The organism is Paucibacter aquatile, from assembly GCF_002885975.1.
GTDB lineage: Bacteria > Pseudomonadota > Gammaproteobacteria > Burkholderiales > Burkholderiaceae_C > Paucibacter_A > Paucibacter_A aquatilis.
In genome coordinates, this window is the sequence record NZ_POSP01000003.1 from 3,033,704 (window position 1) to 3,045,476 (window position 11,773).

Annotated in this window: 14 protein-coding genes; 6 read left to right on the forward strand and 8 right to left on the reverse strand. The window is 68.5% G+C overall.

Annotated features, from left to right (window positions below; all coding sequences use genetic code 11):
* Window positions 1–8 precede the first annotated feature (8 nt).
* From C1O66_RS16145 to C1O66_RS16160, 4 genes are all read right to left on the reverse strand, one after another.
* Window positions 9–752 carry a hypothetical protein gene (locus C1O66_RS16145; RefSeq protein WP_133155247.1) on the reverse strand — a complete coding sequence of 248 codons (744 nt, stop codon included), beginning with the start codon at window positions 750–752 and terminating at the stop codon, window positions 9–11.
* A gap of 29 nt (window positions 753–781) precedes the next feature.
* Entirely contained in the window at window positions 782–1,084 is a 303-nt protein-coding gene (locus C1O66_RS16150) for a hypothetical protein (RefSeq protein ID WP_102768824.1), read from the reverse strand.
* A gap of 77 nt (window positions 1,085–1,161) precedes the next feature.
* Complete coding sequence (locus tag C1O66_RS16155) at window positions 1,162–1,578, reverse strand: SRPBCC domain-containing protein (protein WP_102768825.1); 417 nt, start codon at window positions 1,576–1,578, stop codon at window positions 1,162–1,164.
* 163 nt (window positions 1,579–1,741) lie between these two features.
* Window positions 1,742–2,050 carry a YdhR family protein gene (locus C1O66_RS16160; protein ID WP_102768826.1) on the reverse strand — a complete coding sequence of 103 codons (309 nt, stop codon included), beginning with the start codon at window positions 2,048–2,050 and terminating at the stop codon, window positions 1,742–1,744.
* Window positions 2,051–2,393: 343 nt separating this feature from the next.
* On the opposite strand from C1O66_RS16160, the gene C1O66_RS16165 reads away from it, so the two are divergent.
* The 3 genes from C1O66_RS16165 (at window position 2,394) to C1O66_RS16175 (ending at window position 4,724) form a co-directional block, all read left to right on the forward strand.
* Entirely contained in the window at window positions 2,394–3,050 is a 657-nt protein-coding gene (locus C1O66_RS16165) for a DNA alkylation repair protein (protein ID WP_207795968.1), read from the forward strand.
* A 52-nt stretch (window positions 3,051–3,102) separates the two neighbouring features.
* On the forward strand, window positions 3,103–3,597 hold the full coding sequence (locus C1O66_RS16170) for a RidA family protein (protein WP_102768828.1): 495 nt from the start codon (window positions 3,103–3,105) through the stop codon (window positions 3,595–3,597).
* A gap of 218 nt (window positions 3,598–3,815) precedes the next feature.
* Complete coding sequence (locus tag C1O66_RS16175) at window positions 3,816–4,724, forward strand: PEP-CTERM sorting domain-containing protein (protein WP_102768829.1); 909 nt, start codon at window positions 3,816–3,818, stop codon at window positions 4,722–4,724.
* Window positions 4,725–4,770: 46 nt separating this feature from the next.
* On the opposite strand, the gene C1O66_RS16180 is transcribed toward C1O66_RS16175, so the two are convergent.
* From C1O66_RS16180 to C1O66_RS16190, 3 genes are read right to left on the reverse strand one after another with little or no spacing between them, the layout of a single operon-like run.
* The gene (locus C1O66_RS16180; protein ID WP_102768830.1) at window positions 4,771–5,556 is read right to left on the reverse strand and encodes a cytochrome b/b6 domain-containing protein; all 786 of its coding nucleotides are present in this window, start codon (window positions 5,554–5,556) and stop codon (window positions 4,771–4,773) included.
* Window positions 5,528–6,004: a diheme cytochrome c gene (locus C1O66_RS16185; protein ID WP_102768831.1), complete on the reverse strand. Its 477-nt coding sequence runs from the start codon at window positions 6,002–6,004 to the stop codon at window positions 5,528–5,530. Before C1O66_RS16185 ends, C1O66_RS16180 begins: the two co-directional genes overlap by 29 nt.
* A gap of 16 nt (window positions 6,005–6,020) precedes the next feature.
* The gene (locus tag C1O66_RS16190) at window positions 6,021–6,437 is read right to left on the reverse strand and encodes a DUF1924 domain-containing protein (RefSeq protein ID WP_102768832.1); all 417 of its coding nucleotides are present in this window, start codon (window positions 6,435–6,437) and stop codon (window positions 6,021–6,023) included.
* A 133-nt stretch (window positions 6,438–6,570) separates the two neighbouring features.
* Between C1O66_RS16190 and C1O66_RS16195 the strand changes: the two genes are divergently transcribed.
* From C1O66_RS16195 to C1O66_RS16205, 3 genes are all read left to right on the forward strand, one after another.
* Window positions 6,571–9,120, forward strand: a complete 2,550-nt coding sequence (locus C1O66_RS16195) for a cation-translocating P-type ATPase (RefSeq protein ID WP_102768833.1) — start codon at window positions 6,571–6,573, stop codon at window positions 9,118–9,120.
* A 150-nt stretch (window positions 9,121–9,270) separates the two neighbouring features.
* Entirely contained in the window at window positions 9,271–9,984 is a 714-nt protein-coding gene (locus tag C1O66_RS24115) for a PEP-CTERM sorting domain-containing protein (protein WP_108724349.1), read from the forward strand.
* Window positions 9,985–10,145: 161 nt separating this feature from the next.
* Window positions 10,146–10,856, forward strand: coding sequence for a substrate-binding periplasmic protein (locus C1O66_RS16205; protein WP_243392828.1), 711 nt, complete (start codon window positions 10,146–10,148; stop codon window positions 10,854–10,856).
* Here the strand turns inward: C1O66_RS16205 and C1O66_RS16210 are convergent.
* Complete coding sequence (locus C1O66_RS16210) at window positions 10,795–11,685, reverse strand: MBL fold metallo-hydrolase (RefSeq protein ID WP_243392829.1); 891 nt, start codon at window positions 11,683–11,685, stop codon at window positions 10,795–10,797. The two genes, C1O66_RS16205 and C1O66_RS16210, sit on opposite strands and share 62 nt — an antisense overlap.
* Window positions 11,686–11,773: the final 88 nt, after the last annotated feature.

The following is an 11,773-nucleotide window of genomic DNA, read 5'->3' on the forward strand; positions in this document are numbered from 1 at the left end:
CTCGCGAACTAACACCCACGCGCGTGGAACCAGAGGTTCGGCCGGCCGGCCGCATTCCGCAGCGGCAGCCACAGCTCGAACACTTCATCCGGCAGGGGGCTGCGCTCGCATTCCTTCACCCCGCTTGCGGCCAGATGCAGCCAGGTCTGCCCATCCACGATGCGGCGGCCCAGCACATGGGCCGAGCGCAAGGCCGGGGCCTTGGCGCGATCGCCAATCTGCAGGCTCTGCCCTGAGTTGCCCGGCTGGCTGCGCGCCTGTTCGATGGCGCCCTCCAGCAGGTAGAGCCAGGGCTTGTCGGCCCAGAGCGCTTCGAGCGAGATGAAGCCTGTTTCGCAAGATTCATGGACCCAGGCGCTGCCCGAGCGCAGGAGCAGCTGGCACCAGGGGCCCGATCTTGCGATGGCGATGGCGGCCGGCTGCTCGTACTCGATCTCGATCGTCGGCAGGGCCTCGGCCTGCGGGGCACCATACCGTCGCAGGCCCACAACTCGCCCGCTGCTGCAACCGCCCTCCGGTTCAGGCTTCGCCGCGCGGACGAGCTCGAGCGTGCCGATGGGCACCTTGGCCCGAGGTTTTGCAAAGATCGGGACAGGCTTGGCCGGCGTCGGGTCGCAGGGATCGGCGCCGAACAGCCCGGGCCAGCGCAGCACGCCCACCATGCCGGCCGGGGGATGGCGTTCGGGCTGCTGGGCGCATGCGGGGTGAACAAGGGCGAACAGGCCCCCAACGATCAGCGCAAGGCTTCTCATGCGGGCAGCCTGTCGGCCATGTCATGCCCTCAGCGCGGACGCTGAACCGCGGTGGCGTCGTCCAGAACGAGAGTGATGCCGCCGAAGTGACGGGCGCACAGGTTGTACATGCCGCAGACGATCCAGGTGCTCAGGTACAGGCTCAGCCACCAGCCGACCGGCACCAGGAACAAGGCCAGAGCCATGGGCATGTTGTGGAACGTGGCGACACCGGGCAGCCAGATGCTCAGCAGGCCGGCCAGAAGCATGCCGGCCAAGGCCAGCGCTCCGCCGACGGCGGCCACGATGCGCGCGGCTGCGCGGGGTGGGATGTGATGGATCACCTGTTGCATGGTGGGTCAGCTGCCTTTCCTCGGGCTCTGCTCGGTTCGGTCATGTTGCGGTGATTCTCGCCCGATAGGGCTGGGGCTCATTCCGCCGCCAGCTTGCCCTTCACATGGCGCGCAAAGTTGTCCAGGATGGCTTGCCAGCCCGTGCGCTGCTGCGCTTCCGAGTGGGTGGTCTCGCCGTCGAACGTGACCGTCACCTGGACGCCTGCGGCGCTCTCGCTGAACTCGACGATGCCGCTGCGGTCGCCAAACACGTACTCGATGCGCTGATGCGGTGCGATGTGCGTGTACTCGCCCGCGAAATCAAAACCAAAGGAGCCGTCCTTGGCCTCCATGCGCGAAGAAAACTTGCCGCCCGGCCGCAGGTCGACGGTGGCCGCGGTCGTGTGCCAATCCGGCGAGGCGGTGTTCCAGACCTTGATGTCCTCGGGCGTGGTGTAGGCCAGCCAGACCGCAGGCAGGGGAGCGGGGACGAGGGTGGTGACGGTGATTTTCATGGGAACTCCGCTGGTTGAGTGTGGGGCAGAAGGTCAGGGCTTTGATTGAACGATGGGAAAACACGGGGGCCGATACGGATCGAGGAAGGCCCGTGTTCTTCGCACCGCCCGCGACCGAGGCGTGTGCTTTCTCTCTCCACCGCACGTTTGACCCCGATGGCCCTCAAGCGCTGATCTGATTCGATCCATTGTCAACCGTGACCGCGCTCTCGAAATAGCGAACGACAGGCTCGGTTTGGTACTTCTCGCGAACGAACACGCGCCAGGCCTCGGTGTACATCGATTCGGCTTCGGCGCGAGAGTTCCACAAGTAGACGCCCCCCGCGGTTTGGCCGTCTTCGGACAGCACATAGTGCTTGCGGAGCAGGCCAGGCACGCCCAGGTACTTGGGAGCGGTACTGAGAAAGATCTGGCGTGCTTCTTCGCCGCTGAGCGGCCTTGGCAAGCTGAACGATGTGGTGACGATGATCATGTGGGCCTCCCGGGGACAGGACAGGGTAGGGTGACGGTGCCCGGCTGTGGCGAACCAACCAAGGATGGGAGATCGGGTGAAAGCCGACTTTGCCGGGCCATAACGTCAAGTGGCATGGACAGTCTACGTGCTGGAAATGAATCGAGTTTGACGCGGGTGATCTACCCAGCGCAGCTGTCCGCGTGGCGTCTGCGGTCCCGGGCGACGCAGACTCCTTGTTCCCCTGCATGATGGAGCCCCAGCCAGCGAATCCCAGCCCACCATGCCGCCCGCCAAACCCCAGCTCCGAATCGTGCCGCCTTCACCCTCTCGCGATTCCCTCCCGCAACGCCTGGAAAAGACCTTGGCTTGTTTGCGGGCCGAGGCGCGGCCCGAGCAGTTGGCGGGCATGGCGCGCTTCGGGCTGACCGGGGCCAAGCGCCTGGGCTTGGCGGTGCCCACGCTGCGCAGTCTGGGCAAGGCGCTGGGCCAGGACCATGCGCTGGCGCTGGCGCTCTGGGACAGCGGCATTCCGGAGGCGCAGATCCTCGCTTCTTTGCTGGCAGAGCCGGAGCGTCTGAGTGCGGCCGAGATGGACCATTGGGCGCAGAGCATGGAGTCCTGGGACGTCTGCGATCAGGCCTGCCTGAACGCCTTTCGGCGCACGCCGCTGGCCTGGGGCCGCATCGAGGTCTGGGCGGAGGACGAGGCAGAGTTCGTCAAGCGGGCGGCGTTTTCGCTGCTGGCGGTGCTGGCCGTGCATGACAAGGCCTGCTCGGACGAGGCCTTCAGCGAGCAATTTCCAAGAATCGAAGCCGCCGCGGCCGACCCGCGTAACTTCGTCAAGAAATCGGTCAGCTGGGCCCTGCGCCAGATCGGCAAGCGCAACCCGGTGCTACGCGCCCGGGCTTTGCTCATCGCGAAGCGCCTGCGCGAGCGCCCCGAGCCCAGCGCGCGCTGGATCGGCGCCGACGCCTGGCGCGAGCTGATCCGCAGCCCTGACCCCAGCCCTGCCGATTGAGCACGCATCTTCACTCCTTCACCCGTTCACCCAATCACGCATTCACCCACCCATGAGCACCGAACAACGTCTCGCCCAGCTGGGCCTGGTCCTGCCCCCAAGCAGCGCGCCGGCCGGCAACTATGTGGCTGCGCTGCGCAGCGGGCCCTGGCTGTTCTTGTCCGGCAAGGCACCGTCGCCGGTGGACGGGGTATTGCCGCGCGGCAAGCTGGGCCGCGAGTTCAGCGCCGAGCAGGGTTATGCCTTCGCGCGCTCGGCGGCGCTGGAGCTGATTGCGGCGCTGCGGGCCGAGCTCGGCTCGCTCGACGAGGTGGTCCAGTTCGTCGAGCTGCAGGGTTCGCTTCACACCGTGCCCGAGTTCGAGGCCCATGCCGAGGTGCTGGACGGCGCCTCGGATCTGCTGCACCAGGTCTTCGGCCCGGTGCGGGGCCGCCATGTGCGCTCGGTGGTGGGCGTGTGCTCGCTGCGCAAGGGCGTGCCTTTGACGCTCAAGGCCACGGTCGAGATTCGCCCGGCTGCGGCGACACCTAGATCGAGCAAGACCTGACCCTGTTCCCACCGCTGCCCCCGGGGGCGAACCGTGGTGAAAAGGCCGGGTTTTTCCCATGACCTAGGGGGGACAAGCGCGGCCCCAGGCGATACCCTCGCTGCAGAGGCCGGGGTCGCCGCCCGCCAGCGCCTGAATCCGGCCGGTTCGGCGCTGATGAGGCTGCCGCCCTTGCCCTTGTTGATGACGAGAATCCCCCGAGTGGATGGAGTGCCCCGATGACGATGATGAAGAACGCCTTTTCTCTTGCTGCCATGCCCGGCCGCCTGGCCCTCGGTGCCCTGGCCGCCGCCAGCCTCTTCCTGGGCAGCGCCGGCAGCGCCCTGGCCACGCCCACGCTGCTGGTGGATCGCGGCTTGCCCACGGCCAATCTGAACAGCCCGGCCGGCAGCCCGCGCAGCAACACCGCCGTCAATGCGGGCGCACCGCGCGAGTTCGCGGGCGATGACTTCCAGCTCGGCAACAGCCTGCTCGGCTGGAACGTCAGCAAGATCAGCACCTGGGTGGTGGGCGGCGCCACCGACAGTTTTCTGGGCGATCTGTACCGCTCGCTGTCCTTCTACATCGGCGACGCCGATGGCGACGGCCTGCAGCGCCTGGCCTTCTCCAACCTGAGCAGCGGCAGCGACGCCACCCCGGGCAGCGGCAGCGGCCCCAGCATCAGCGCCACCCGCGTGGCCTATGTCGATGGCAGCACCTTCGACAGCCCCGAGGGTCCGCGCGCGCTTTACCGCGTGGATTTCGACAACCTGGGCCTGCATTTCGCGTCCAACACCCTGGTGCAGTTCGGCATCGATCTGGACGGTGGCCGCGGCACCTTTGCCCATGCCAGCAACGCCGCCCTGAGCGGCCTGCCGCAACCCGGTGCCGACGACCGCTACCGCCTGTTCAAACTCAGCGACAGCATTCCCGGCACCGCCGATTTCACCGGCTTTGCCTGCACCGGCCAGGATGCCGGCTGCGTCGGCGGCGCCTTCACCAGCGATGTGAACGTGCAGGTCTTCGGCAATGCCGTGCCCGAGCCTGGCACCGTGGCGCTGAGCGGCATCGCCTTGCTGGCCCTGGCGGGCAGCCGGCGCCGCGCAGGGCGCGGGGCGCGGGGCTCCAGCCGCTCAAGCCTGATGTGACGGACGGGCCGGGATCGCCGGCCTACCGCTTCTTTCTCTCATTCATTCAGTCGTCATCATCGTCGTCGTCATGGCTTCCGGCCTTGGCCTCGGCGTGGCCCTGTGAGCTGCTGGCCCGGTCTCGGTCGGGGCCCGCGCCCCATGGTGCATCTTGCTGCCACTGCCAGGCCCAGAAGCCCAGCACCGCGGCGACGATCAGCGTGGCCAGCAGCCCGCCATTGCGCTGCACCAGGTCCGGGCCGCGGCCGGGGGCCTTGCCGCTGAGCATGGGGCCGGCCAGGTTCTGGCGCCGCAGCAGGCTGACACCCAGCACCAGGCCGATATGGGCCAGTGCCAGGGCCAGCACCAGATTGCCCATCAGCTCGTGGCCTTCTTCCATGGCCTCGTCCAGCCATTCGGCCCTCGCGCTCCACCATTCCAGCTCCAGGCCCATGCCGCTGAGCGTGGCCAGCATCAGCGTGGCCAGCAGCCCCAGCACCAGCACCGCATTGAGGGCCTGAAAGCCCGCCGGCACCGAGCCGCGACCCTGCCGCCAGGCCTGCAGCTGCGCCGGCAGCGTGCGGACCTTGCCCCACCAGACGGAAGCCTGCACCCGGCGTGGCCCCAGCAGCGCCCACAGCAGGCGCGCCAGCACCAGGCCCAGGGCGGTGTAGCCCAGGGTGATGTGCAGCAGATGCCAGCGCTCGCTCTCGGCGGAGAGGTAGGCGCCGCTGAAACTCAAGGCCAGCAGCCAGTGCAGGGCGCGCGTCGGTGCGTCGATGACGCGGCGCTGCGGCGCCGGGGCGGGCGAGCCGGTGTCGCCCTCACTTGGGAATGCGGATGCGGTGTTCATTGAAATCTCCTTGTTCAGCGTCACCGTGGCAGGCGGCGCAATGGGCAGCGCTTTTGATGGAGGCGCGCTTCCAGGTGGCGGCCGGCACTTCATCGTGCTCGCGCACAAACCAGGCGCTGCGGGTGATGCGGTCTTCGGGTGGCGACTCGCGGCTGCGCATGCCTGTGGCGGCATTGGCGCTCAGCCATTGGCTCAGCTGCGCCACGGTGGCGGGGTCCAGCGAGGCATCGCTGCCGTAGTGCTTGCCGAGGTTCTGGCTGATGCGCTGCCAAGACGCCGCCGGCAAGAGCCCCGGCGGGTAGGCGATGTGGCAGGCCGCGCATTCCTGCTGGTAGGCAGGCAGCAGCGGCACCTTCAGGCGCCGGCCTTCATCGGCGGGGCAGAGCGGCGCCACCAGGGCCAGGCCGATTAAGGCGAGCCGGCGGAGTCGGGCGGTGCTTGTGTTCATGGGTGAGCCTTTCGGTTCAGGGTTTGAGCGTCATCAGCCAGGCGAGCACATCGGCCTTTTCACCGGCGCTGCACTCGCGGTTCAACACGTCCTTGCAGTTGCGGCGGAACCATTTCTCCACCTTGGCCGGCTCGCTGAAACGCCGTGGGTTGAAGGCCGGTGCGAGGGCGCCGATCTCCTTGCCGGTGCCGGCGTGCAGGCCCGCCCGCGTCGGCACAGCCTGATGGCAGGAGGCGCAGCTCCACTCCGCAACGTGGCGCTGGGTGAAAAACGCCTGGCCGCGGCGGGCATCGGCCGGCGCCTGGGCCGCGGCCACATAGCCATCCAGCAGCTCGGCCGGGGTGGCGGCGCGGGCCAGATTGGTGCCGAGGAGGGCGGCCCCCAACAGCAGGGGCCGTAGCAAATGGCGCTTGATCTTGGGGAAACGGGGCATGGCGCGGGTCCTGACTGAGGCAATGCCTCCATGCTGCGCGCGCTTGCTTAGCGCTATCTGAAGTTGGCTGGCATGTCCCAGCGCGGCGCTCTCCTACATGCCGCGGTCACATCCCTGGCCATACTCTGAGGGGATGAAGCCACATCCAGCGCCCCCGGCCCTTGACGACGACAGCCAGCAAGGTCTGAGCCCCGCCGAGGCGGCGCGCCGTCTGGCCCAGGACGGGCCCAACGAGCTGAGCCCGCCCCAGCACCGCACGGTCTGGCACATCCTGGCCGAGCTGATCCGCGAGCCCATGTTGCAGCTGCTGCTGGCGGCCGGCGCCATCTACCTGCTGCTGGGCAATCGCGGCGAGGCGCTGATGCTGCTGGCCTTTGTGTTGCTGACGGTCATCATCAGCGTCAGCCAGGAGCAACGCACGGCCCAGGTTCTGGAGGCCCTGCGCGACCTGACCAGCCCGCGCGCCCTGGTGCGGCGCGGCGGCCAGGCGCAGCGCATCGCCGGCCGCGAGGTGGTGTGTGGTGATCTGCTGCTGCTGGAGGAGGGCGACCGGGTGGCCGCCGATGCGCTGCTGCTCAGCAGCCACGACCTGCAGACCGATGAATCCCTGCTCAGTGGCGAATCCTTGGCCGTGGACAAGCGCGCCGGCGCCGAGCAGGAGGCCGGCCGGGTGTTTGCCGGCTCGCTGGTGGTGGGTGGCCAGGGCCTGGCGCGAGTGACGGCCACTGGCGTGCGCAGCGAGATCGGCCGCATCGGCAGCTCGCTGGCCGAGATCGAGATTCCGCCCACGCCGCTGCACCAGCAGACGCGTCGCCTGGTGCGCTTGTTCTCCATCCTGGGCCTGGCCTTGAGCGTGCTGGTGCTGCTGCTCTTCGGCCTGCTGCGCGGCGAATGGCTGGGCGGCGTGCTGGCCGGCATCACCCTGGCCATGTCCATGCTGCCGCAGGAGTTCCTGCTGATCCTGACGGTGTTCATGGCCATGGGCGCCTGGCGCCTGTCGCAGCAGCGCGTGCTGGCGCGCCGCGCCGCCACCATCGAGACCTTGGGCGCCGCCACCGTGTTGTGCAGCGACAAGACCGGCACGCTGACCGTCAACGACATGGCCGTGGCCGAGCTGGCCGCGCTCGGCGAGACGCCTGTGCGCTGGGTGGCCGCAGGCGGGCAGGCGCTGCCCGAGGCTTTGATGGACATGCTGGACGTGGCCGTGCTGGCCAGCGAGATCGCGCCCATCGACGCGATGGAGCGTGCCTTGCACAGCCTGGCCGAGACCCAGCTGCCCCCCGAGCGCCGCCACCCCGGCTGGCGCCTGGTGCATGAGTACGGGCTCAGCCCCGAGCTGCCGGCCATGGGCCATGTCTGGCAGGGCGAGGGCCTGGCCGGCTCGCGCCTGGCGCTGAAGGGCGCGGCCGAGGCGGTGGCGGCACTCTGCGGCCTGAGCGAGGCGCAGCGCGCCCAGGTGGCGGCCGAGACGCAGGCCATGGCCGAGCGCGGCCTGCGCGTGCTGGGCGTGGCCTGCGCCGATGCAGCGCTGCCGGGTCCGCCCTGGCCGGCCGGGCCGCAGGGCTTCGCCGGCCTGCGTTTCCTGGGGCTGCTGGCGTTTGCCGACCCGCTGCGCCCCGAGGTGCCCGAGGCGATTGCCCAATGCCGCGCCGCCGGCCTGCGCGTGCTCATGATCACCGGCGACCACCCGGCCACGGCGCGCGCCATCGCCGGCCAGGCCGGCCTGGATGTGGCCCAGCCCGTCATCACCGGGCCGGAGCTGGCCCAGCTGTCCGATGAAGCCCTACGTCAGCGCCTGGCGGCGGGTGCCAGCGTGTTCGCGCGCATCAAGCCGCAGCAGAAGCTGCGCATCGTCGAGGCGCTGAAGGCGCAGGGCGAGGTGGTGGCCATGACCGGTGACGGGGTCAACGACGCCCCATCGCTGAAGGCCGCCCACATCGGCATTGCCATGGGCGGGCGTGGCACCGATGTGGCTCGCGAGGCCTCCAGCCTGGTGCTGCTGGACGACCGTTTCTCGGCCATCGTCGGCGCAGTCCGCCTGGGCCGCCGCATCTACGACAACCTGCACAAGGCCATGGCCTTTGTGCTGGCCGTGCATGTGCCGATTGCCGGCCTGTCGCTGCTGCCGCTCTTGTTCGGCTGGCCGCTTCTGCTCTCGCCGGTGCACATTGCGTTTCTGGAGCTGCTGATCGACCCCGTCTGCTCCATCGTCTTCGAGGCCGAAGAAGAAGAGGCCGATGTGATGAGCCGGCCGCCGCGCGACCCGGCCGCGCCCCTGTTCTCAGGCCGCTTGATCGCCTGGAGCGTGGCCCAGGGCGCGCTGATCCTGGCGGTGGTGGGCGGCTTGTACGCCGTCCTGCTTGGCCGTGGCCCGATGAGCCAGGAGGCGGTGCGGGGCACGGCTTTCCTGGCCCTGGTCAGCTGCAATATCGCCCTGATCCTGGCCAGCCGCAGCCTGAGCGGGCGCTGGCGCGAGGCCTTGTTGCGGCCCAACCGCGTGCTCTGGCAGGTGCTGGCCGCCACCGCCGTGTTGCTGGCCGCGGTGTTCTGGCTGGCGCCGCTGCGCGAGGTGTTCCGCTTCGCCGCGCTGAGCCCGGCCTCGCTGGGCCTGGGTCTGGCGACGGGCGGCTCGATGCTGCTGGTCTTGCTGCTGCTGCGGCGCTGGAGCGGGGTGCACCCCTAGTTTGTCGATCTCTGTGTGGCCGCTGTGGGCGGCGGAATGCGTAAGGACTGAAGGAGTGGCAGAGGGCGGAGCGGGGCTCCTTCCTCGTTCATTCATTCATTCCACTTCCTTTGACTTCAGTTCCACAACGCATCCACACAGGAGTTCACCATGAACCGTCTTCTTGCTCGTCGCCCGACCTTCCGCCGCCTGCTAGTCAGCGCCACCGCCTTGCTGGCCCTTTCAAGCGCCGCGGCGCTGGCCGCGCCGGTGTCGCCCACCACTTACGACATGCCCAATGGCTACGGCACCGCCAGCGGCGGCAGCTTCAATTACTGGGACCGCGGCTACAGCGGCAGCGGCAACACCCAGCTCGATTTCGCGCCGCTGAGCGGCGGACTGGGCGACCTGACCGACGGCATCATCGCCACCGAGCGCTGGGACCGGGTCGAGAACCTCGAAGGCACGGGCCCCTACGTCGGCTGGTCGGCCATGGACCCGGTCATCACCTTCCACTTCGGCGAATCCCTGGTCTTCAGCCAGCTGACCATCTGGCACGACGATGCCAACGGTTATGGCAATGTCGCCACACCGCGCGGTTTCATCGTCACGGTGGGCGGCCAGTCGCAGAGCTTTGACATCATCGACCCGGCTGGCGACGCGCCCTTTGCCTCGGTGCTGAATCTGGGCCCCGGCTTTGTCGGCAGCAGCCTGCAGCTGCAGGTCCTGCGCCACGACACCGCCACCATGCTCAGCGAGGTGGCCTTCGAGGCCCAGCCCGTGCCTGAGCCGGCCAGTGCCGTCTTGCTGGGCCTGGGTCTGGCGGCGGTCCTGCTGGCTGGCGGACGCTCGCGTCCACGTTCAGGGGATGCCCTGCCGTCCTGAAGCGCGGCGGCCGTGATAGCCTTCCACCGAGGCCTTGAGTTCAACCCTGGTGGAAGGCTCGCTCCATGATGAGGATGCTGAAACGCGTGCGCGATTCGGGCCGTAGCGGCCAGGCCTCGCGGCTTTGGCCGGCGTGCTTGTTGTTGATAGGGCCGCTACTGTTGCTGTGTCCCGATGGCCCCGCCCAAGCCGCCGAAGTGCGCATGGCTTTTGGCGAGAAGATCCCGCCGTTCTGCTTCCCCAAGACCGACAGCGGCATCGAGCTGGAGGTGATTCGCGCTGCACTGGCCTACAAGGGCCACCAGCTCAAGCCCCTGTACTTCCCGTTTGCGCGCATCCCGGTGTCCTTCCGCGATGGCACGGTCGATGCGGTCATGACCGACCTGGGCCAGGACCTCAGCAGCGCAGGCGGCCACTATGCCGACCCGGCCGTGCTCTACGACAACGTCTTCATCACCCTGAGCCGGCGCCAGATCAAGATCAGCACGCCTGCGGATCTGAAGGGCTTGAGCGTGGTGTCCTTTGCCGGGGCGATCAAGCGCTATCCCGAGTGGCTGGAGCCGGTGCGCCGCGCCGGGCTCTACACCGAGATCAACGACCAGTCGGTTCAGGTCAAGACCCTGATGCTGGGCCGCTACGACGTGGTGCTCAGCGACCGCAACATCTTCAAGTATTTCGCTTTGCAACTCAAAAGCGAAGGCTTCACCGAGCTGCAGCCGGTGGACGAAACCGCCTTCGTCAAGCTCAACCCGCAGGATTACCGCCCGGTCTTCCGCGACCCCCGAATCCGCGATGACTTCAACCAGGGTCTCAAGCAGCTGAAGGAATCGGGTCGCTTTCAGGCGATTTATGACAAGTACCTGAAGGACTGAGTCGCTCGTCGTTTGTGATTGCGCGGGCTTGGAAGCTCAGCGTGTCACCATCCTCGGGCACCCAGACCCGATCCTGCATCCCGCCCGCCCGCGCCAACTCTCGAACCCGCGCCCGCGTGCCCGGGCAATGGTCCAGCGCCTCCAGATGGTTGGCGACGATTTGAGTGCCCGGGCACAGCGCAGCGGCCTCGATCAGGGCCTCGGGCGTCAGCAGGATCTCGGCGCCCAGGTCGAAGCGCGCGCCGCCGGCCGGCAGCACCGCCACATCGGGGCGCAGGGTGCTCAGGCAATCGCGCAGCGGCGCGCACATCACCGTGTCGCCGGCCAGGTAGACGCTGGGCTCGCCGGCCACCTCGATCAGATAGCCATGGCCATGCTCCATCAGCAGGCCGGCCATGCCGCGGCCGTGCACGCAGGGAATCGGCGTGATGAAGGCGCCGCTGAGTTGGGCGGGCAGCAGAGGCTGGCGGCCCGGGCCTTGCAGGGCCTGCACCTGCAGGCCGCGCTGGCGCAGGTAGGCGGCGTCGCGCGGCATGGCCAGCACGGGCACGGCGGCCTCGCGCAGCCAGCGCTTGCCGGCGCGGTCCAGATGGTCGAAGTGGCCACGCTGGCAATGCGTGATCAGGCCGTGGTTGACGCGGCCCAGCAGGGCCTGGCTGCCGGGCGGCAGCGGCACCAGCGGGTTGCGGCGGCGCTGGCCGCCGAAGTAGCGCAGGGCGGGCAGGGCGCTGGCCTCGGCCAGCATGGGGTCGACCAGGAACGTGATGTCCTGACCCTGGCTGTGGAACTCGAGCACGACGGTGGCATTGCGGAGCTGGGTGATCTTCATGGCGGGCCGGTGTGAGAGGGGATGGCGCCATTGTTGAAAGTTCAGCCTGATCGCAAAATGGCTGAATCGGAAATTAAATTTGCCATTC